Genomic DNA, 23,706 nt, shown 5'->3' with positions numbered 1-23,706 from the left:
ACTACTGTTCTAGGAGGAATCTAATGGCCAGAATAGGTAGATGGGGTACAGCAAAGCTAACTAGTACATATTTAGCAAGCTAGAGAATCAAACAATATAGAAAGGTGCAGGAATAAGATGTTAAAGAGAGCGGTATGTATATACTGCTCTTTTTTTGTGTTTAAAATTACTTTGATATAATATATTTTTGTTTTGACTAATTTTAAATACTAAACAAAATTATTAAAATTAATTGATTTGCAATACTTTTGTTTAATAGTCAGAATATTCAGTTGATTAATATTTGTTCTTCTTATATAATAATTATAAATAATTTACGAAAAGGGGAAGCAATATGGAACTTGATATATTCAAATTAAGGGATTATTCACATAAGAAATATATTACTCTTGTTAAAAGGGATTGTGTTATCTGTCAACGCCCGTTTCATTTGCCGAAAAGTCAAAAGGATGGTACAACAACTTGTTGTAATTATTGTCAACGCTTAGCATTATCGTGGAAAAAAATGAAAGGTCATTATAGATTATGTAAGATGTGTGATAAGCCGTTTTGGAAGATGCCAACCGATAAGATTATAGGAAAATATTGTTCAAAAAAGTGCCATAATTTAGCGATGTCTGTGTTTCCACAAGAAAATAATCTAGGAATAATTCAAACTGGTAGGAAAAAGTACTACGGTGCTGATTGGCTAAATCAAAGAAGGCTTGCTAGAAAAAGAGATAATTACTGTTGTTTAAAATGTGGAATATCAGAAGTGGAGTACGGACAGGAATTGTCTGTTCACCATAAAACCCCGTTTGTTTATTTTGAAAAATATGAAGAGGCAAATATACTTGAAAATTTAATGAGTCTATGTGAGCCGTGTCATAGAAAAGAGCATACAGGGGACAGCCATCATTACAAATTTACTAAAGAAAAGATTGTATTTAAGGAGCAAGTTAACAAAGTTACGCAAAAACAAAGGGAAAAGGCGATTAAAGTAGTACAATTGTTATTTAATACTGATAAATCCTTAAGGGAGATTGCAGATGAAACAGGACTATCTTATGGAAAAGTTCAAAAGATATACAAGGGTGACAGATGGAAAGAGCTGTACCAAAGGCCAGCTAGGGATGTAAGATTTCGAACTAAAAATATAGCAATTGCAAAAAAGGTTCATGAAAATCTAATTAATACTAATTGGACTTTGACTAAAATTTCTCAAGAGGTTGGTTGTTCTATTGCAATGGTTCAAGATTTATATAAGGGGCGTACTTGGCAAGAGTTGTATGATACACCAGTATATCTAACAAATCCTAGACAGAAAGCAAATGAGATAGCTAAATAGCATTAATGGGGTTATTCCACTATAAATCACACCTATGTTATTAAAAATAATCCGATACCAGACTGTTTGAGGAGTATATAGAACGTTAGAAATTGTTGAAACTCCTCTTATTTTCTTATAAATTCCGACGCATTGTTCTTTAAAACGTAATTAATAGTGCAGCGTTCAAGGGAATTGTTAAATAATAGTAGTGAGAGGATAGCGATTGTAGCTATTCTCTTTTTACTTAGAACAAAAATAACCTTTGAATTTAACTAATCAGTAAAGAGGAAGGGCTGGTGAATTTTAATTCAAAGAAAATAACAGAAATAGTCTTGACTTACAAATGTAAGTCGTGATATAACTTATATAGGCTTACAAGTGTAAGTCAAAGGTGTTAGGGAGTGATTACCATTATAGGTCTTGAAAAGCTTGCTAAAACATTTGGTTTGAGCGTTAACCAGATAGCAAAGGAACTAGGGATAGGTAGGCAAACTATTTATGATTGGTTAAAAGGAAAAAGGAAAATTCCTAAAGAGCGGATTGAACAACTATCAAAACTCTCTGAGTTCAGTCATGTAAATAAGGATTTATTTCAAAAAGAAATAGATGAGGTAGATGAATTGGAGATTGAACGAGCATACTTCCAAGAATTATCGGCTAAACATACGGAAGAACCATTGGATGATGAAGGCAATCCATTTACCTTAGACCCTTATTATCAACATAGAGAAGCGATTGAGGTACTTATGGACAGAGAAAGGGAGTTGAAGATAACAAAATCATTGTTACAGGATGACAGTTATCTGGAGGAATTAAATTCTTCTAGTAATGAACTTTACTTACTCGGTTTAGGTACATTGAATGGTACATTCCAACAGAAGAATGTTAAAAAGGTAGAGGCTGTAACAGAATTGCTTAAATTCATTAACATGAATGACATGACAAATGAATTGAATAAAGACTTGAAGGAACTGCTACAAAAACATGACATGTTTAGTGGCGAAGATGATTGGATTAAAATTATTCTGGATACAGAAGATTGATTAACCACGTCTCTCAGAAGTAAATAACACACATCATCCTATGTGTAATCCTAAGTTAATAATTTCGAGCATTACAGATTCAATTTCTAACTAAAACATGAAGGGAGTGAAATAGATGGCTGCTAATAATAGCGAAACCTAGTCATCAGAAAAGGGAATTAAATTGGAAAAATTATTTAAAAGCCGAATGATTCAAGTAGTAATTACAATCTATGGAAAGACAGAAACAACTTCTTTGCTATCACTGTATATGTTTAGTGGAGGAGAGGTCGGATGAAAATACTCCTAGATACAGTTGACTATTTATCCAAGCCTAGCGGGAGAGAAATTGGTCTGATTAATAACCGTATTATCCAGTGCAATCCTGTTGAAATTGATGCTGCAAAGCTAGCTGAAGAGGTTACAAAAGGAAAAACATTCATTCCTGCAACCTTTAAGTCCATAGGAGATAGTATAAAAAGATCAAAGGCAAATTGGGAATCACAACAAGTAATAGCTTTAGATTTTGATGAGGGTCTTACATTAGACGAGGCAATCAATGATGAATTCTTTAAACACAATGCTGTGTTCCTCTACACAACGTTTAGACATAAGGAAAATCATCATAAATTTCGAGTAGTTTTTGTATTGGACAAGCCTCTAACTCAATATAAAGTTTTTGAGTATATTATAGATGATTTGCTTAGGTGTTATCCCCAAGCAGACCGAGCCTGTCGAGATGGTAGCCGACTCTTCTTTGGCGGTAAAGAAGCTAGTTCATTTAATTTCAATAATCGGTTAAAGGTATCCAGCTTCGCTATCCTAAATAGAACCCCTTTGCAGGACATAAAGGGTAATCTGGATATGTCCGTCACAAGGGTTCACACGAAACCTGAAGCTTCCCATAGTAACTTATATACAAATTATGTTGAGTTGATAGGTAATGGGAAAACTGAGAAGCTACAAGAACTACTTCATATTGAACCAGTAACATTATCAAGTAATGAGGTACTTGACTATCTTAAGAAACAAGACTTAAGAGCCTTCTTAGGTATTAGAACAGAAGGCAACTTCATTGATATCTTTCATGACGAAGATAGTCCAAGTGCTTCAATATATCAATCTCATAGAAAAAATGGCCATTGGCTTTATAAGTGCCATTCATCAAGTAATCCATTCATAGGAACAATCCTTCATGTGGTACAGAGGCTGTTAGAATGCTCTGTCGTAGAGTCAAAGAAATTCTTAATGGAACTTTATATGATAGAGATATATGAGAGTGAAGCGGTTAAGGAGTTTAAGGAAACCATAGATATTTATAAAGAGTTATTGATGTCAGAGGTACTTGAAGAAATTTATCCACACTTCTGCAAGGTATTTAGTAAGTACGGACATCTCCTGGACTTATATATGTTGTTAGACCTAGCTAAAGAATTCATTACTAATGATACAGACCCAAAAATTGTGTTTTATCACAGTATAAGAACCTTAGCACAGCACTTCGGTAGAAGCACAAGTGCCACTGGTACAAGAATGAATTTCTTTACTCTTTTCAAAGTAATAAGAAAATTAGATGAAACAGAATTACCAGAAGAACTTTTGAAAATCCATCAAAGAAACAAAAGAGAAAATCATTTTCAATATAGGAGTAATACATATGAGCTACCAATGTATACTTACCAGTTCTTCCACCAAATCGATGAAATGTGTAGGGTTTGGTTGGATAAAGGTTGTACAGGTAGAACTATATCATATGAAGGAATTATGAGAACCTTTGGAAGAGAAGAAGCAGACAGGGTCTTTCCTCAGGACAAAGGAAAAGAAATCGCAGAACTGAACGAGGAAGTAGTATCTAGTATACAGTTTAATACGCTTAAATTAATACAAAGTAAAGGTTGGACAACTGAGAAAGAAATTTTAGATATGGTGAATTTATACTTTAAGGGGCAGCAAGAATTCAAAACAAAGCAATTCAAACGTTGTATAGCCGAGATGGTGGATGCTTATGACTTGGAGATAATCCCATCTAACAATAAGTTAAAAGAAGAGATGGGCATAACAGAAGAAGAAATGAGTAAGTCAAGCTTTCCAAAAATGATCAGAAAAAAACTTGTAAAGGATTGCCGTCCGATACAAGTTGAAGAAAATAAAAAATTAATTTGTTAAAGACATTATATAGAATAGATAAATAAAAGTCACGGTTGCTTTAGAGTTTTAAAGTTCATAGGAATTTCAACATGATGTATACACCTATCATGTTCCTTATATAGTCATGCTACGCAAAAGTGGCAAATGATAATTATTGGGATTATGTGAAAGTATTAGACATCTAAGACAACCGTGTAATTAATAGCAATAATCATGAGTGGGATTTGAAACTGGAGTTCTGCTTCTCATACCAAATAAAAACTATAGTGAAAAAAGGATGATTATATATTATGGCAAATCAAGTAACAGTATTTAATGAACAGGAAGTATTAGGAAAGCAATTTAGAATGTATGGGGATGCTAAAAATCCCCTCTTCCTAGCTAAAAATGTAGCTGAATGGATTGGACATACAGATTTATCAAGAATGGTCGGTTTGGTTGATGACGAAGAAAAGCTGAAATGTATATTATACGTGTCAGGGCAAAATCGTGAAATGTGGTTCTTAACAGAAGATGGACTTTATGAATTACTACTGCAGTCACGCAAGCCAATTGCGAAGAAGTTTAAGAAGGAGGTTAAGCAGATTCTAAAATCAATCCGCAAGCATGGTATTTATGCAACTGCTGAAACAATTGACAACATGCTTAGCAATTCAGATTTTGCAATTGAATTATTGGAGAAAATCAAATCCGAGCAAGCAGCAAGACAACTAGCTGAAAAAGAACTTGCAAGGGCAAATGCTATTTACGAACCTATGCTTGATACCTTTAAACATATAGTATCTGATGGTGAATACAAATCCGTTAATGATGTTGCTCATTTAGCATTTGATAAAGAAAACGGTATTGATATTGGCGGGAAAAGATTGTACCAAAAATTGCGTGATTGGGGTTTTGTTAAGAAAAATAGCACAGAACCAACGCAACTTGCATTAGAGAGGAATATCCTTACGGTCAAAATAAAGTATGTAAAAAATACTAGAAGAAATGAACGAGTAACAAAGGTAACTTCATATGGCGAGATTTATATAATTGACAGACTTATTAGAGAAAGTAAGCGAGAATTAAGAAATAAGGTTGTGTAACTAAAGCCTATAGTACATTTCCATGTTATTGGTATGATTACTGAAATAATAAGTGGCAGTACCTTTTCTACTTGTGCAAATACCAAAGGTCAGTCTTTCTTCAAGGAAATAAGCTGCGTTTCTGTACTAAAAGGAAACGCTTCTTTATATTTTGTATTGTGCTGACGGCAGTATAGGACTAAATCTATGGACTATATGAAGCCCTGTTGAGGAGTTATGAGTTAGTGGTTGTCATGATTCAGAAACCACACTCATTCTCAAACAAACATTCGTTAATTTTCCGACACGACTAAAGTATTTGATATGATTTAATGTGATAAAGCGATAAAACATATAGTAATAAACTGATGTAGTTCGACAATGGTAACCGATAACAGAGGCGTATCCTATTTTAAAGTGATATCAATAGAATAGATATCTCTGCTTTATGATGTTGTTTTTGGTAAGTTGTATGTAAATCTAGAGCGTGCTATAACTTTACAATTTCTAAACATCAGAAAGTTGTAAATCAGAAATCGTAGATCTTATTAATTTGCATATTGTAAACAAAGTCTTTGAACCTATTTTTACAATATGCTATTGTTAACTTATTAATACGTACGGAAGGAAAGTTGAATATGAACATAGCATATATCAGAGTATCAACAGTTGAACAGAATGAAGCAAGGCAAGTTAAAGTGATAGAGCAGTTTAGAATAGATAAGGTATATCAAGAAAAGGTGTCTGCTAAGAATACAAATAGACCCGAATTACAAGAGATGTTGGACTTTGCAAGAGAAGGAGACACAATCTATGTTGCAGACTTTTCACGATTAGCACGATCCACAAAGGACTTATTAGAGCTAGTTGAACTATTAGAATCGAAAGGAGTTCAATTGGTTTCCATTAAAGAAAATATTGATACTTCAACCGCAACAGGTAGATTGATGTTAAAGATGATTAGCGCAATTAATGATTTTGAACGTGAAAATATGCTTGAAAGACAACGTGAAGGAATCGCAATAGCAAAAGCAGCAGGAAAGTACAAGGGACGAAAAGAAATATCCATCTCAGACTTCAACAAACAATATCAAAGATACATGAATCGAGAAGTGTCCAAATCTCAACTTGCAAAGGAATTAAGTGTATCAAGACCAACATTAGACAAGTTAATCAAAGAGCATCAATAAGTGAGTTAATAAGAGACTCACAAAGGGTTCTTATTCCTTTGTAATCGAAGTGGGGGTGTATTTCCACTTATTTAGTGGGGCTATAAACGTGATAACCACATAGTTGGTTCATTCACACGTAATGAAGATTCCACATGAACATATGTTTTAAAAGGATGAGTTTCAACTATTATATTGTTGAATTACAAAGTACGAACTATTTGAACACGCCCGTCACTCCGCTATTGCTTCGTTCCTCCTCGGCAGTTGCTCGTTATTCGCCTCGTTTAGAACGGCAACTATATCATAAGCACATTTGCTGACTAGATACTCATCTTTAACTCCTAGTTAATAAAGAAACAAGTTATCTCCAGTAAACATTTTAAAACATTGATTTATTAAAAGTTATATTGTATTAAACCTTTTCACATTGTAAAAAAACTAAAGGCAGGGTATGTTGCTTACCCTGCCTTTAATTTTAAGAAATCCGTTGGTTAGGGTTGTTTGGAAACAGAGTGTCTATCTGTTTTGTCCAGCCCTCTTGATGGACAAATCGGTGTTTGTGTAAATTTCCAGCTATGATTTCAGCCTTGGTCATTCCTGAGAGAGTTTTCCAATCACCCTCGAAAACATAAGTTGCGTTTCCGTATTCAGCAGTTTCGAATATATATAGATTTAACTTGGTGAATCCGAAGATAACATATCCTCGATAGCCGTTTGTTCCGATTGCGTGAAAATCAGGCTGGTGCTTTGATACTGATTCCAAACGGTCAGCAATGATTTTCTTTTTGCCTTTTGATGACTTTTCCAGCAAAGGGGTTAGCTTCGGCTTGAATTGTTCCCATGGCATACTTCCTGTAGGGAGGACATCCCAACCAAGCCTTTCAATCCGTGGAACTTCATACCGTTCGAGATTTTCTTGTAGAATCTCTACCCTTTTGAAAAGCTGTAACATTAAGTTAATGCGATGGGTAATGTCTTCTTCAGGAGTAAGACTTTTGGTAAAACTATCTCCAGCTGTAATGAATTTCTTTTCTCCAGACTGGATAATGGTCAACGAGACCCATGGTGCAGGAGTCCATATTCTTGGATACCTTTTGTATGGAATGTCCACGGTACGGGAATAAGTTGTTCCATTCCAGTCTTCCCATTCCCAATTTTGTTGGCGATATACTGTTTCCATCGGCAAGTGTTTCTGTGGAAGATCTTTACCGATTGCATTAAATTTGCTGACTGTACCCAATTTTGGTGATGGTACTAGACTTTCACCAGCGTTCATCGTGTTAAAACCAATTTCTTTTAGTCGAGCTGAAATATCATCTGTCACGGGTAAACCGATCAAAGCGGTTTTACCTTCCTCAATATGGGCAATATATTTACTACAGTTCTTAATCCTTTTTTTTGTAATCAACATGATTTAATACTCCTCTATCCATTAAATTTTTGTGGATGAGTAAGTAAATAGCTATTAAGAAAAATGTATCGCTACCCTCCATGAAAAACTGCCTTTATAGAAGGATTCACCTCAATTTAACGAATGATAAAGGGTATCAAAATAATGATCATGATGAAATTTGTCGTTATTTTCCAGTAAAAATGTCTTGCTTTCGACAAACTTGATGATGTATTATGATAATCGTAATCAAAAATCAATCGTTTGTGAAAAGAACCAAATCTGATGCGCTAACATCAGACACTAAAAAGAACAGTAGAATTTTAATAGGCTATTTACCTAGACCCATCTCACTTAATTGTAAGATGGTTGTTCCTGTTTGTCAACGAGTATAGTTAAAATATTTTGAAATTTTTGCAGCTTCTGACAACTTTGTCAGAGGTTTTTTTATTTTAGTAGCTTTGTATCTAAAGCTACACTTTTTGCGCAATTTGTGGGGCGGTAGAATAAGTGTTCAGGGTTGATTTTTTGTACGGTGGTAAACACTTAGGACGAACTAAAACGTTTATTAGAATTGAATTTGAACAAGCTTATATAGAATGGAAAGTAGGAAAAATTACTGCTGTTTAAGCAATGAAGAGGTCAAATATGTATAAGGCTACATTCTATCGCAAGGTCTCTTTCTATAAGTTGAGGAGTTAGGGGGTGTTTTCCACATTCTAAGTGGGGCGAAGGACCAACAAGTGGAATTGATATGGCGGCAATACCATACAACTAGCAGCTCAATCTATATTAAAGAGTGTAAAATTATCCGATGCGAGAAAGTTTTAATGCGGTTCAGTATACAATGAAATAAATTACTCATATTGAATTTTATGTTAAATGAAAATATAATAAAAAACAGTAAACTAGTAAACTGCTTAGCTATGTAAAGCCTTTAAATAAACCACTGTTAACTTTGAAAAGTGATTTTTTTATCATTTATTCTAAAAAGCCACATGTGTAGCTATAGAATGGAACTACTTAGAATTGTAATAATTAATGAGATAATATGGTCTTACAAATAGGAGGTAGCTTTATGAATAAGCGAAATGACTCAAAAATAATAGGTGAAGTCGGGGAGATCTTTGTTGCATATTTAATTGTAAAAACAAGAAGCTGGTTGGCTAGGTTGCAGCAAATGGATTATGGAGTTGATATAGAAGTAGAGTTAGCCGAACCTGCTCCAAATGGAAATCTAATGAAAGTACAAGTAAAGTCAACAGATTCTCTAACTATAAAAGAGAAATTGATTCATTATAGAGAGGACAAGGAGTATATAAAGAAATTTTTAGATTATGATTTACCAGTTATATTCGTAGTTGCAGATACAAAGAATGAAAAAGCATATTATGTATACCTGCAAGAATGGGTTGAAAGGAATAGAGAAGAATTATACGATAGTAAACACTCAACTATCGTTATAAAAATCCCTTTGATAAAGGAATTGCATTGGGGATTAAATGGACAACTAAAAACAGTTGCTCAACAAGGGACATGGGTTAGGCATACACAATTAATAAACAAGCTAATTCAATCTTCTACAAAATTCAAAGATAATGAAATGGAAGAATTCCTAATTAATAAGATGGCAAATGAAGGTCAAGAATTTGCTCGACAGTTTATTCAAATAGATGACATATTAACAAAGGGGGAAGAATTAGGACAAAATCTCCGTGGCACACCAGAAGGGGAGACACTTCAAGATACACTTTATACTGTCTGTCGTGAATTCGGAGATTATTTTACTTTAGATGATGTAATGCGGATGGTACTTCGTGAAGGCAATTCTTTTTCAATGGCAGGTTTAACTGCCTTGAGTATATTATACGATACTTATCCAGTACATATGAGGAATCTGAATCTTCCTCAGACTTTGATGGAAAAATATGATATGGAGCTTTATTTTCATTTATACTACTATTGTAAACTAAGAGAAAAGTATATTGATAAAAAAGATATGGATTTTTCAGATAAAAGAGACGAACTTGAAATGGAGATTGACGGATACATGCTTGATGATTTTTTCTATGAAGAATTTTGGTCTTATTATCCTAATAGAGGAACTATATTTTTTATCCATTGTGTAAGACCAGTTAATGTTCCAAAAGATGGCTAATATATCTGGAGGTAAACGGTTAGTTACATTATTAGTTCATAGGTTAAGGACTTTCACATAATGTAGTATAAGGCCTTTAACACGTTAAAGGCCTTAGGTGATGGTTCTACCTTTAAAACATTCCAAAAACTTTAGATCGAGCATCTAACCTAAATATGGTTAGATGCTTTTTTTGTGGAGTAAAGTAGATGACGACAATTAATGAAATATTGATTTTATTCACTCTGATAGGGGAGCGACTATTATTCACTTTCCTTTTAACCCATTTTTTGTATACCTGTAGTATAATGGTAGCACAAAACCTTTTAAGGGAACGGTGATTATATATGGGTAGCAACTTTTCATTTTTTCAAGGGAAATGGGATGTACTTGCTAATTTGGGAGAAACAGCGGAGAAAAATGTATATCATGACCCCCAGACGACAGTGATGAAGCTCCGATTATTTGCAGAGACAATAGCAAGATTTATTCTTGCATCCGAAAACATTCGGGAAGTTTATGGTACTAGTCAAGTAGAACGTATTAATACGTTACGTAGAGAAGGCTTATTAGAAAATGAATTAATTGATATATTTGAAACTCTTCGACGCAAAGGGAATCTAGCAATGCATGAAGCTGGTTATGGAAAAACAGAAGAAGCAAAAGCTTTGTTGCAGTTAACTTTTCGTTTGTCTAATTGGTTTATGGAGGTTTACGGTGATTGGGACTTCCAACCTCAAGAGTACAAAGAACCCCAGGAACAAATGGTACTGGATACAAGAAAACTTCAGCAGGAATTTGTGGAGAAAGAGAAACAACTCGATGAGAACGTTGAAGCAATTCTGCAACAAGCAGATTTGGAGCAAGAGGATGTAAAAACGAAGCGTAAGAATAGATCAAAAAACTTTATACGTCTTAATCAATTAACAGAACCAGAAACACGTATTATTATTGATGAAAAGTTACGTTTGGCAGGATGGGAAGCAGACACAAATGTACTTAACCATCACAAAAATGGTACGCTCCCCAGAAAAAATCGGAACATGGCAATTGCAGAGTGGAAAGTAGAGGGTGGCAGAGTTGACTATGCGCTGTTTATCGGTCTTAGGCTTGTTGGCTTAATAGAAGCAAAAGCAAAAAAGAAAACCATTCCTAGTGCCTTAGATAGTCAAACAAAGGTATATGCAAAAAATGTTAAAGTAATTGGAAATGAAACTTTGCTGCCTCCAATTAAAGACTATAAAGTTCCTTTTTTGTATGCAACAAATGGTAGGCCTTATCTGAAGCAATTACAAGAGGAATCGGGTATCTGGTTTTGGGATGCACGTAAACCCACCAAACATGCTCGTCCTTTAGAAGGGTGGCATTCTCCCGATGATTTACAGCTTCTGTTAAGTCAGGAAGATCAGGGTGCTAATCAAAAGCTTAAAGAAGAAGATATAACAAAATTTGGACTGCGCCAGTATCAACAGAATGCTGTTCTGTCCGCTGAAGCGGCTTTAATTGAAGGAACTAGACGTATGCTTATTGCAATGGCAACTGGTACAGGTAAGACCCGAACAGCTATCGCATTGATGTATCGTTTAATTAAGACAAAGAAGTGTCGTCGTATCCTTTTTCTAGTTGACCGCAACTCTTTAGGAAAACAGACGGAAGATGCACTCAAAGATACCAAAATTGAAGGACTATCATTTGCAGATATTTATGATGTGAAATCCTTAGAAGACATAACCCCAGAGGTTGCTACAAAAGTACAAATTGCTACGGTTCAAGGTATGGTTCGAAGACTGTTTTACAGTAATGATGAAACAATGCCAAGTGTTGGTCAATACGATTTCATTATTGTGGACGAAGCACATCGTGGCTATACCAGTGATCAAGAGATGTCTGAAGAAGAGTTGGAATTCAGAGACCAGGATGATTATATAAGCCAATATAGACGTGTTATTGATTATTTTGATGCAGCGTGTTTAGGACTTACTGCAACTCCTGCACTGCATACAACAGATATTTTCTGTATGCCCATTTTCAAGTATTCCTACAGTGAAGCGGTATTAGACGGGTTTTTGGTTGACCATGAACCGCCTTATTTGTTTAAAACTGAACTATCTCAGATGGGTATTACGTTAGAAAAAGATGAAGAAGTGGAAGTTTTTGATGTGGAAGAAGGAGAAGTTATTTTAGAGAAAATGGAGGATACAATTCATTTCGAAGTAGAACAGTTTAATAAGCGTGTTATCACTGAGCCATTCAATAAAGCGGTATTAAATAAATTAGTCGATTACATTGACCCTAGAAGCAAAGAAAAGACACTCATATTTGCTGCTACTGACCAGCATGCTGATTTAATAGTTAGGTTACTAAAAGAGGCATTTAAACAACGTGGTGATGAGGTAGAAGATGACGCCATTATGAAAATCACTGGATATATCTATAAGCCTTTAGAAGCCATCAAGAGACTTAAAAATGAAAGGTTACCAAATGTGGTAGTAACGGTGGATCTATTAACAACAGGTATAGATGTTCCAGCTATTACAAACATAGTATTTTTACGCCGTATTCAATCACGTATTCTTTACGATCAAATGCTAGGTCGTGCAACTCGGCTTTGTCCCGATATAGGAAAATCTCATTTTAATATATACGATGCCGTAGGTATTTATGATAAGTTACAAAAATACACAGAAATGAAGCCTGTTGTGAAAAGAAAAAATATTGCCATTGGGGACTTATACAATTCGTTAACCCGCTCCACCACAGAAGAAGAATCTTCGTTTTATCGTGACCAATTAGTAGCTAAATTGCAGCGTCGAAAACAAAAGTTGAACGAGGAAGGTAAACAAAAATTTGAAGAGCTGTCAAAAGGTAAATCGGTTGATGAATGGGTAAAAGAGGTTCAATCATATTCTCCAGAAATTGCAAAACAACATAACGTCCTGTTTGAGTACATTGAAACATACAGAGTTAGAGGAGAAAAACGATACATTTCTAATAAAGAAGATAAAGTAACAGAAATAATTCGAGGGTATGGGGAAGGAAATAAACGCCCAGAAGATTATCTTGATGGTTTCGTCCAGTATATTCAAGAGAATATAAATGAAATCCCTGCTCTGCAAATCGTATGTACAAGACCAAAAAACTTAACTAAAAAAGATTTGAGAGAACTTATCACAATACTAGAGACAAAGGGATATAAACAATCACATTTACAAACTGCTTGGAAACAAACAAAAAATGAAGAGATTGCGGCAGACATCATTAGTTTTATTCGACAAGCGGCTCTTGGAGAAGCACTTGTTTCCCATGATTTCCGTATTAAGCATGCTATGCAAAAAGTATTCTCCTTACATGATTGGACTCCTAGGCAGAAAAAATGGTTAGAAAGAATTGAAAAGCAATTATTACAATTCCCTATCTTAGCTCCAACCTCTCAAGATGCGTTTTCAGAAGAACCATTCCTTAGTCAAGGCGGCTATAAGATGTTAAAACGAGAGTTTGGAGACAACATTGATAGAGTGGTAAATACGATCAATGATAACTTATATATCAGTTGAAACGCTTGCCTCTTTATTGAGGCTTTTTTTACGTTATAATAGTAAACGTCGACTAATTGATACGGTAATTAAGTTGATGATAAACAAAATTTCGAACGTGCTGGAGGCATTTTATGAACAACCAAGAGATCGTACAAAAGCTATGGAATTTATGTAACGTTTTACGTGATGATGGAATTACTTATCAACAATACGTAACAGAGTTAACTTATATATTATTTTTAAAAATGATGAAAGAGCAACAAACAGAGGAAGTTATACCAGAAGGGTATCGTTGGAATGACCTTACAACAAAAGAAGGTATTGAACTAAAAACCTTCTATCAACGATTATTATTAGAGCTAGGTAGCAGTGAAAATGAAAGACTTCGTTTGATTTATAGTGATGCAGCAACGAGTATTGAAGAGCCTAAAAACTTAGAAAAAATCATTAAATCAATTGATGCACTTGATTGGTACAGTGCTAAAGAAGAAGGGTTAGGTAATCTATATGAAGGATTACTCGAGAAAAATGCGAGTGAAACCAAGTCTGGAGCAGGACAATACTTCACGCCTCGAGTATTGATCGACGTAATGGTTCAACTCGTTGATCCAAAAGTAGGAGAACGTTGTAATGACCCTGCTGCAGGAACATTAGGCTTTATGATTTCAGCTGACCAGTATTTGAAAAATAAAACAGATGATTATTTTGACCTTGACCCACAAGAAGCGGAATTCCAAAAGAAAGAAGCATTTAGTGGAATGGAGCTTGTAAAAGGCACACACCGTTTAGCACTTATGAATGCGTTACTCCATAATATTGAGGGACGAATGGAGAACGGGGATTCTTTATCGAGTAACGGAAAATGGATGAAGAATTTTGATGTAATTTTGACAAATCCTCCATTTGGTACAAAAAAAGGTGGAGAACGTGTGTCTCGAGATGATTTAACGTTTGAAACATCCAACAAGCAGTTGAATTTCTTACAGCTGATTTATAATTCCTTGAAGGATGATGGAAAAGCTCGTGCAGCGGTTGTTTTGCCTGATAATGTGTTATTTGAGAGCGGGATAGGTGCGCAAATTCGTCGTGATTTAATGAATAAATGTAATCTGCACACTATCTTACGATTACCAACTGGTATTTTCTATGCGCAGGGTGTTAAAACAAATGTATTGTTTTTTACAAGAGAAAAAACAGATCAAGGCAATACTAAAGATGTTTGGGTGTATGATCTAAGAACAAATATGTCTTCATTTGGTAAACGGAATCAATTAACCATGGCTCATTTTGAAGATTTCATGAAAGCATTTGTTGCAGAAAATCGTTCAAAAATTGAAGATAACCGATGGAATAAATTTACTAGAGAAGATATTTTAAAGAGGAATGATAGTTTAGATATTGGATTGGTTGCTGATGACTCTCTCTCGTCTTATGAAAATCTGCCAGATCCTATTGAGTCAGCTGAAGAAACTATATTAAAACTTCAACAAGCGATGGGATTATTGAATGAAATTGTTGATGAGCTGCGTGAAACTGAAGAAGTTAAGGTGAATAGCTATGGTAAAGAGTAAAAATAGAAAAGAAATGTTAGTAGAATCAATAATACTTGCTGAAGAACAGCCATATGATATTCCTAATAATTGGATATGGACAAAGTTAAAATTTCTATTTGAAATTAATATGGGACAATCACCTAAAGGGGAATTTACAACAGAAGAATCATGCTACATTCCTCTAGTAGGGGGACCAGCTGACATGGGTAAAGATTTTCCAATGGTAAGTAGATACACGAAGAAAGCAACAAAAATAACTACTAAGAACGAATTAATAATCTCGATAAGAGCAACTATTGGAAAAACAAATATCTCAGATGGTGAATATTGTTTGGGACGAGGCGTAGCAGGAATTAAGTCTCTCAATATTAATACAAAATTATTGAGATATTACATTGATACAATACACCCCTATTTAAATACGATTAGTACTGGAACAACATTCAAACAAATTTCAAAGAAAAACATAGAAGATATTCCTTTCCCCCTACCACCTATCAATGAACAAAGACGTATTGCTAACAAAGTTGAACGTCTTCTAAGTAAAATAGATGAAGCAAAGCAATTAATTGAAGAAGCAAAGGAATCGTTTGAACTTCGCAGGGCTGCTATATTGGATAAAGCGTTTCGGGGGGAGTTGACGAAGAAGTGGAGAGTTAATCATAATATTAAGAATAATGATATTACTCCCTTGAATGCTAGTTTATCATTTAATATCCCTAAAAATTGGGTAGTAACAAATTTTCAATCAATAGCTGCCGATGAAAAATATTCACTTGCCATTGGTCCTTTTGGAAGCAATTTAAAAGTTTCAGATTATACAACAGAAGGTATTCCTTTAATTTTTGTAAGGAATATTAGAAGCTTGAATTATAAGTTAGAACAAAAGTTTGTTTCTGTAGATAAGGCGATTGAATTAAAGCCTCATGTGGTGAATTCGGGTGACGTTTTAATAACTAAAATGGGTGATCCACCTGGAGATTCTGATATACTACCAGATTCTTTTGGCAAAGCTATAATTACTGCTGACTGTATAAAATTCAGAGCTAATAATAAACTTGTTAACAATAGATACGTGATGTATGCTATCAAATCACCATTTATCCAAAATCAAATTAGAAAACAAAGTAAGGGTGTTGCACAACAAAAAATCACTTTAAAAATTTTTAAGGAATTAAAAATACCAGTACCCGTTTATGACGAACAAGTTAAAATTGTTGAAATACTAGATAAGTACATGAAAGATAATGAATGTATACTAAGTGATATCAAAATAACACAAAATACTCTGGCTCTACTAAAACAATCAATCTTATCTAAAGCCTTTCGGGGGGAACTGGGAACTAATGACCCAAATGAAGAAGATGCAATTGATTTGTTGAAACAAGTGTTACAAGAACAAGTAAAATAGTTCATCGGTAAATAGAGCATGGCTAACTAGATGATCACCGCCCATCTAAGGTGGTGGTCAAAGGAATTTTAAAAATAAGAATTTATATAAAAGGCGAAAAAAATTCTCGCCTTTTCGTTTATAGGAGAAGGAATAATAAAGCAGATTGGGGTATTATACAGGTTTTTAATTTACAATATAGCTGAAGAGATTTTCAAATCCTACCTCTTAGCTGAGGAAGTTGAGATAAACCGAACCGTTCAGCATCATAAAGACTTGCAAAGCGGGAAGAGAAAGCGGTTACACAGAAGAGGATTTGAGACAAAAAAGGAAGCAACATTTTCTAACAAGCAAATTTTGTCAAATATATGTTTTTCTGTTATTCTTGTAATACGTGAAAAACGGTGGGGGGAAATAGATTTGGAATTAAATAGCACGAAAATGAGAACTGCTGTTAATGAATTATCTAATGTCCTAAGATCAGAAGACATAAAAGAAGATTATTTAGAATTATATGCTGGAAGTAATGTACTGACCACAGTTAATAATATTAAAAATCAGGTCATTTACGGTAGAAGGGGAACAGGTAAGACTCATTTACTTAATGCCCTCAAAGAGCTTTTGTATCAAGAGATGTACGACAAGAGAATCTATCCTGTTTATATTGATTTGCGAAACACTTCAACTTTTGAAGAAACATTTGCCAATAATCCAAAGTTGAATGCTTTAGTATACTTTCAAAATATACTTAAAATGTTAGTTGAGCATATAGTAGAGGAATTTGAGTTTATTGTAAATCCGTTAAGTCATCTTGAAAATTTTCAAGTTAATCAAATAAGGTATGAATTATCAAGTCACTTGAAAGAATTAAATATTGTATTAAATGGTAACAAATTCATGAAACAAGGTGAGTTCTCAATTGACTCAGAATCGGTAAAAGCTTTAGTAGGAGACTTTTCAACAACTGGTGCAAGAATAAAACCTGAATTTAAAAACACGAAAAAGGCACAAGAGAACGGCATTAAATTTATATCCTTTGGTGAATTGACTAAGATACTAAATAATATCGTTAGAATTTTAAGTCTGAACAACATTATTTTAATGTTAGATGAGTGGTCTGAAATAGATATTAGCACGCAGCCATATCTTTCTCATCTACTAAAGATTGCTTTTGTATCTAGTTCCATTAAGTTAAAAATAGGAGCGATAAAGTTTAGAACAAGACTAATGATAGATGACAACGATTCAAGGTTTGGACTTGAAGATGGTGGAGATATCTTTGGAAATGACTTGGATAATAAGTATGTATATGAACTAAATGAAGACGCTACAAAAGACTACTTTAATGAGTTATTATTTAAGCATTTGTCTAAGCATTATCCCGAACTGCACGGTATATACTTCTCAGAAAAAAATGCAAAACCAAGAATAAATTTTATCGGTGAATTTTTTACTCATCAAGCGTTGGGAGAAATATTAATTGGAAGTGCCGGTGTATCAAGAGATTTCTTAAATATATTTATCAGTGCGTATGAAGAGTTCATATCCAATCATAGTGATAAAAAGGTTTCAGTTCACAATATAAGAAAAGCAACACAACAATGGTATAGTGTTGATAAACAAAATCGTATCGACAATGAACCGAATGCAAAAAAGCTTTTGGACCATATCATAGATTATGTTTTAAGAGAGAAGAAAGTTACTCATTGTCTTATTTCCCAAAAATACTTTTCAAATAAATATCTCCAAACTTTAGTTGATTTAAGGGTTATTCACTTAAGGAAGAGAGGTTATTCTCACCAAGACATAAAAGGGGAAGTTTATGATGTGTACTCCATTGACTATGGATGCTTTACAAATAATAACTATACAACTAATCAACTAGATACAAAGACTGCGGATGATATTGAGGTAATTGATAATTATCGAGAAATACGAAGGATTGCTCTAAGTGATGAGATTTTTTCAAAGCATCGTTTAGAAGTAGGTGAAGGGTTAATCTGTGATAAGTGTAATAATGTAATTGATACTAGTCATCCTGCGTTTCTTAAACAAAGTCTATGTACGAATTGCTGGGAGAGATATGAAAGTTCTATTCCTATTCAAGAGGCGGCTACTAGAAAATAAAGTATAAAAATCTATAGGATTTATTAAAAAACGATAACAGTTTAGTTTACTGTTTCCTTTAACCACTTTAAAATTAGAAGGTACACAACAAATTGTGAAGTAGTCGTCTGTATCTTCCTAGAAACTAATGAAACGTAATAATACCGACAAAAGTAACTCGTTACGCTCTTCAAAATGCAGTATCTGTCGCAGCACTCTTCCTAACAACAGAAGCAGTCGTAGCAGACAAGCCTGAAGAAAAAGACATGAGCTACACATCAATCTAAAAAGAGCCAAGTCTTGCTTTAATGAGGTTTGGCTCTTTTTTATTTGTAAAATCAATTTAAAGGAAAACTTTATACAATTGGCTTAGGAAGCGGAAACTTTGGTCGCAGATTGGTCACGAGCAGGTGACCAATTGGTAGCTATTGATTTGAATAATTCCATTAAGTTCTTTGATTCCGTAGCTCAGTTGGTAGAGCGCCACCTTGACAGGATAGAGGTCGCTGGTTCGAACACAATAGGAATTATAAAATATTAAGACAACTTTAAGACGATTTTAAGGATCTTGAAAACTCCTTTTTTTAGTAAATAACGAGGATTAATAAGAAGTGTATAATAGGGTTAGAAGAGAAATTACCAACAATGATAGACATTTAATCATAACGTTATTAAAATACTATTAAGCAGATTCCTAATCACCTCCCTGTGAAATACAGGTGATAGTGATGACAGTAATAAAAAAAGATGAGAAAACAGGTAAGTATTTTTTTGTGTTAGACACTGGGAAAGATCCCATGACTGGAAAAAGAAAGCAGCTGAAGCGAAGAGGTTTTGATTCAAAACATGAGGCAAAATTAGCTCTCGCAAAACTTCAGATTGAGGTTAGTGAAGTGAAAGAATTGAGTGTGGCAAAGCTTCCTTTTAGCAAGTATCTTGCTCAGTGGTTTGAAGCAAAGAAGATCAAATTAAAGTCGAGTACGATTCAAAATTATGAAGAACAAATCCGCTATAACATTGTTCCGTATATCGGGGATGTACAGATGGGTGAGTTTAGTGAGCAAATCATCCAGACTTATATCCAGACGCTCCACAAAGAACGTAAGCTGTCTCCAGCGACAATCCGAGCTGCTTATGGCATTGTGGCAGAAGTCCTTTATAAGGCTTCTCAAAAAAGCATCTTAAACAAGTCAATGTTAGACGATATTTCATTGCCAAGAATGCCGAAAAAGCTTCGGGTATGGACAGCGGATGAGATGATGTTGTTTTTAGGCGCTCCTCAGCGAGTATTGAACTTAACAAGACACTTTATCGGCTTCAGTATTTCCACTCAGACAGGTATGCGAATGGGTGAGGTTCTTGGCTTGCGTTGGAGTGACATTGACTTTAAAGGTAAACGAATCTTCATTCGACAAACACTTAGTAAGATCGACGAGGATAACGTGTATGGCTTTGTCAATGAAGGGAAGACCAATGCCGCTTTGAGAGTTGTCTATGTCCCTGACGCTCTTCTGAGCAGCCTAAAAGCACATTATAAGTGCCTTCTTCGGGAAAGAACGGTATTGGCAGATGAATACCTTCCATACGATTTAGTGGTATGTACGAAAAACGGAAGCTGGGTGCATCCGAATAACTTTAGACGAGCTTTCAAAGTGACCGTCGAACAATTGGGACTTCCAAAAATCCGTCTTCATGATCTCAGACATACACATGCTACATTCTTGATGGCAAATAAAGTAAATCCAAAAATCATTCAAGAGCGGCTTGGTCACAAGAATGTAACGGTGACATTGAACACATATAGTCACGTTTTACCATCGATGCAGCTTGAAGCGGCTGGCACGTTTGATGAATTGTTCAAGGGCAGTGACCAAAATAGTGACCAGTAAATAAATGCAGCCGCTAAACTCTTGATATAACTGGGGTTACAGACGGCGACTTCCATGAGGACTGCATGAACATCATCATGAACGACCTCATCGAACTGATGGACCCTCGCTACATTGAAGTATGGGGGAAATTCACGCCACGAGGCGGCATCTCCATTGACCCGTATACTAACTACGGCAAGCCTGGGACGAAATATGAGGAAATGGCTTATCATCGTTTAATGAATCATGATATGTATCCGGAGACGGTGGATAATCGGTAAACCTTTAAAAACGTTTCTTACACTTTTGTAAGAAACGTTTTTTTATACAATAAGATAATGTTCAAACAAGAAAAGCTTAATCCCTGGCCAGACCTCTTTCAAAAGCAGCAAGATGATTCAAGGAGGCGTTACGAAGTTGTGAAAACACTGTTCTCACATCGGCAGGGATTTCAAATGATAAAAACCTTTCATACATAGCGATATTGTCTATCTCTCCTTGAACGCCAGCGGCATAGGCAGCTTTAATGTTTTCTGGTGTTGAAACCAATGACGGTGATATATCTGCAGGTACAGGCACTTGGTAGCGTTCAAAAAGGGGTAATAGAGCACTTATATGTCTTAATTCCGCTTCTTGGATTTGTGCAAATGTACGAATATATCCAAAATTCCCTAGGATATTATTATATCTTGCCTGTGCTAAGTACTCGTCTTGAAGGGCATAAGTGAGCATTTGGGGGATAGACAATGTAGAAGAACTTAATGCCCCTTGAGCACCATAATTTTCAATTTGCCGGGTTGTGGGTGATAGATCTGGTTTATGAAGAAAATACAAAAACCATACAGCATGATTTTGCTCATCTGCAGCTGCACGGCGAAATCGATTAATAAGAACTGCATCCTGAGATTTATCAGCTATATCTAAGTAAAAATCCACAGCTTCCTGCTCATCTTTATAAGCGAACTCAATTCCTTCCCTATAGTTATCAGGACATTCCTCAGTTACTTTATATGTTGGCTGCATCCCTGTTAAATTTGTATAAATTCTGCTGAACTCTTCAAGATGACGTTTTTCATCTGTTTGTATATTAAGGATTTTGTTCCTTTCATTCTCTGTAGGTGCTATTTTGGCTAACTTTTCATAACAGGCAATAGCACTATACTCAGCATTAATGGCTTTTTGAATATCGTCAATAAGCTGTCTGTCATTGTTTATGCGAAAATATTCATTAAAATATTGATTTTGATAAGTAGAATATTGATTAAAATACATTGTTCATTGTCCTCCGATGTTCAATTTTATTGTTATCTTATGTTTTTTGAAGATTGGTGTGCGTGCGATGTCAAAACGAAGATTTAGCGTTATGTGAAATTCATTTATGGTGATTCCGGGAAATGTAGAAGTTCTGGCGCAAAGTGTAGAAGTGATGGTTTGTGGTGTAGAATGTCACGCGCGGGGTGTAGAAGGGCTGAATTGTAGTGTAGAACCCTCAGCTGATGCAGGAGCACTTAAAGAAAAAAACAAACAAGTTGTGAATCTCAATGAGTGCATCTGAATAAGTTTATGAAGCTATCCATGTAAAGGGGGGAAGCCGGGAAATGTAGAAGTCCGTCCGGGAAATGTAGAAGGTCTGGCGCAAAGCGTAGAAGTGATGGTTTGTGGTGTAGAACGTCACGCGCGGGATGTAGAAAGTCTGAATTGAAGTGTAGAACCCGCACAGAGGAGCAGAGTGACCTTTTTTAGGAGACACTCTTTTTTTCGTTAGGCAGATTTAACACTTCAGATGATTTCAGCAAATCCTCAATAAAAGTGAATAACTTTAAGATGTGGTTATCATAATGTACATATCAGGACTTACAATCGAGGTGAATACTATGAAAGCAGCTGATATCAGGGCTTGTTTAGTAAATTTGAAAAAAGTAGAAAACAGTTTGGCGGATCTATCGCTGAAAACCACGAATATTAAAGAAAAGAAAGTCTATCATGATTCCATGCTGACAGTAAGTGAAGTCATTAATGATATAAAAGATCGTTTAATAAGAATAGAGGAAACACCGGTACCGTCAAAATCGAATTAAGAAATGTGGTGTGATGGCAATGCCAGAATGGTTAATCGTAGTCAGCAGGGCTATCATGATGCTTGCGGCCCTATTTTTAGTCACGAAATGGTTAGGGAAAAAACAAATCTCTCAGCTTTCATTTTTTGAATATGTAATTGGAATAACAATCGGAAGTATTGGGGCTGAAGTAATTACGGGTCTGGATCGAAGTTTTATTCATGGAGTTATCGGCATTTGTGCTTTTGTGGTTCTTCCTATAATAGGAGATAAGCTTTCGATGAAGAGCAAAAAACTGAGAGATTTTCTAGAGGGAAAAGGAACCGTCCTTATTCAAAACGGAAATGTCATTGAAAACAGCTTAAAAAAGGAACGCTATACGGTAGATGAGCTTATGGAACTGCTGCGAAAGAAAGATGTATTTCAGCTGTCAGATGTAGAATTCGCGATACTGGAGCCTACTGGAGATTTGAATATTCTGCTGAAAAAAGAGAAACAGCCTCTCACGGCGGAGGATCTTAACATAACCGTCCCTTATATGAAGGAACCATGTACCATCATTATGGACGGTGTTGTCATGGGTCAGGCCCTGAATTCAATCGGAAAAAATGAAGAATGGGTGAAAGGGGAGCTGGCTAAACAGAGCAGAGTGATGCAAGATGTGTTTATCGGACAAGTGGATTCAGCTGGTCAACTGACTGTGGATTTATATGATCATGTTATACAGCACCCCACAGCAGCAAAGGATCAGATTCTTACTGCATTACTCAACCGCTGCCAGGCTGATTTGGAGTTGTTTTCGCTGGCATCACAGGCAGAGGAAGGCATGCTGCTGTATCAAAAAAACAGTGAAAAACTAAAAAAAGTTCAGCATGACCTAAAGAGTTTAAACCAATAAGTGTATAAAAAATCATTTGTATGTATGATGAAAAATAACTGAATTCATCTACG

Annotated in this window: 15 protein-coding genes and 3 pseudogenes; 16 read left to right on the top strand and 2 right to left on the bottom strand. The window is 35.1% G+C overall.

Translation table 11 applies throughout. The annotated features are described in order from the left end of the window. Positions 1-334 precede the first annotated feature (334 nt). From E2R51_RS17125 to E2R51_RS17105, 5 genes are all read left to right on the top strand, one after another. A complete protein-coding gene (locus E2R51_RS17125) occupies positions 335-1,327 on the top strand; it encodes an HNH endonuclease (RefSeq protein ID WP_133378315.1) in 993 nt (330 codons plus the stop codon). Between the two features lie 383 nt (positions 1,328-1,710). Beyond that, complete coding sequence (locus E2R51_RS17120) at positions 1,711-2,352, top strand: helix-turn-helix domain-containing protein (RefSeq protein WP_133378314.1); 642 nt, start codon at positions 1,711-1,713, stop codon at positions 2,350-2,352. 273 nt (positions 2,353-2,625) lie between these two features. Next, positions 2,626-4,497 carry a hypothetical protein gene (locus E2R51_RS17115; protein WP_133378313.1) on the top strand — a complete coding sequence of 624 codons (1,872 nt, stop codon included), beginning with the start codon at positions 2,626-2,628 and terminating at the stop codon, positions 4,495-4,497. A gap of 272 nt (positions 4,498-4,769) precedes the next feature. Next, complete coding sequence (locus tag E2R51_RS17110) at positions 4,770-5,564, top strand: BRO family protein (RefSeq protein WP_133378312.1); 795 nt, start codon at positions 4,770-4,772, stop codon at positions 5,562-5,564. Positions 5,565-6,181: 617 nt separating this feature from the next. Continuing rightward, entirely contained in the window at positions 6,182-6,733 is a 552-nt protein-coding gene (locus E2R51_RS17105; RefSeq protein WP_133378311.1) for a recombinase family protein, read from the top strand. 457 nt (positions 6,734-7,190) lie between these two features. Here the strand turns inward: E2R51_RS17105 and E2R51_RS17100 are convergent, their stop codons facing one another. Then, positions 7,191-8,126: a hypothetical protein gene (locus E2R51_RS17100; protein WP_133378310.1), complete on the bottom strand. Its 936-nt coding sequence runs from the start codon at positions 8,124-8,126 to the stop codon at positions 7,191-7,193. A gap of 1,057 nt (positions 8,127-9,183) precedes the next feature. On the opposite strand from E2R51_RS17100, the gene E2R51_RS17090 reads away from it, so the two are divergent. The 9 genes and pseudogenes from E2R51_RS17090 to E2R51_RS17050 form a co-directional block, all read left to right on the top strand. After that, positions 9,184-10,263, top strand: a complete 1,080-nt coding sequence (locus E2R51_RS17090; RefSeq protein ID WP_165967259.1) for a DUF4365 domain-containing protein — start codon at positions 9,184-9,186, stop codon at positions 10,261-10,263. 326 nt (positions 10,264-10,589) lie between these two features. Then, complete coding sequence (gene hsdR / locus E2R51_RS17085; RefSeq protein ID WP_133378308.1) at positions 10,590-13,796, top strand: type I restriction-modification system endonuclease; 3,207 nt, start codon at positions 10,590-10,592, stop codon at positions 13,794-13,796. A 113-nt stretch (positions 13,797-13,909) separates the two neighbouring features. Next, positions 13,910-15,349, top strand: a complete 1,440-nt coding sequence (locus E2R51_RS17080; RefSeq protein ID WP_133378307.1) for a class I SAM-dependent DNA methyltransferase — start codon at positions 13,910-13,912, stop codon at positions 15,347-15,349. Next, complete coding sequence (locus E2R51_RS17075) at positions 15,336-16,742, top strand: restriction endonuclease subunit S (protein ID WP_133378306.1); 1,407 nt, start codon at positions 15,336-15,338, stop codon at positions 16,740-16,742. The genes E2R51_RS17080 and E2R51_RS17075 overlap by 14 nt, the downstream gene beginning before the upstream one ends. 255 nt (positions 16,743-16,997) lie before the next feature. After that, positions 16,998-17,054 (top strand): annotated as a pseudogene (locus E2R51_RS20145) (Arm DNA-binding domain-containing protein); the annotation flags it as partial. 87 nt (positions 17,055-17,141) lie between these two features. Then, entirely contained in the window at positions 17,142-18,848 is a 1,707-nt protein-coding gene (locus tag E2R51_RS17065; RefSeq protein ID WP_133378305.1) for a DnaA ATPase domain-containing protein, read from the top strand. 134 nt (positions 18,849-18,982) lie between these two features. Continuing rightward, positions 18,983-19,114 (top strand): annotated as a pseudogene (locus E2R51_RS20040) (hypothetical protein); the annotation flags it as partial. A gap of 441 nt (positions 19,115-19,555) precedes the next feature. Then, entirely contained in the window at positions 19,556-20,716 is a 1,161-nt protein-coding gene (locus E2R51_RS17055) for a site-specific integrase (protein WP_133378304.1), read from the top strand. A gap of 44 nt (positions 20,717-20,760) precedes the next feature. Then, positions 20,761-20,979: pseudogene (locus E2R51_RS17050) on the top strand (tunnelling fold family protein); the annotation flags it as partial. Between the two features lie 76 nt (positions 20,980-21,055). Here the strand turns inward: E2R51_RS17050 and E2R51_RS17045 are convergent. Further along, complete coding sequence (locus E2R51_RS17045) at positions 21,056-21,970, bottom strand: ferritin family protein (protein ID WP_133378303.1); 915 nt, start codon at positions 21,968-21,970, stop codon at positions 21,056-21,058. A gap of 602 nt (positions 21,971-22,572) precedes the next feature. Between E2R51_RS17045 and E2R51_RS17040 the strand changes: the two genes are divergently transcribed. Together E2R51_RS17040 and E2R51_RS17035 are read left to right on the top strand one after the other, a co-directional pair. Beyond that, a complete protein-coding gene (locus tag E2R51_RS17040) occupies positions 22,573-22,776 on the top strand; it encodes a DUF1657 domain-containing protein (protein WP_165967257.1) in 204 nt (67 codons plus the stop codon). Between the two features lie 10 nt (positions 22,777-22,786). Then, positions 22,787-23,653, top strand: a complete 867-nt coding sequence (locus E2R51_RS17035; RefSeq protein ID WP_165967256.1) for a DUF421 domain-containing protein — start codon at positions 22,787-22,789, stop codon at positions 23,651-23,653. Positions 23,654-23,706: the final 53 nt, after the last annotated feature.

The organism is Jeotgalibacillus sp. S-D1 (assembly GCF_004358665.1).
Taxonomy (GTDB): Bacteria; Bacillota; Bacilli; order Bacillales; family Jeotgalibacillaceae; genus Jeotgalibacillus.
The sequence above is the reverse complement of the archived record's forward strand: the minus strand, read 5'-3'. Positions and strand labels throughout refer to the sequence as shown.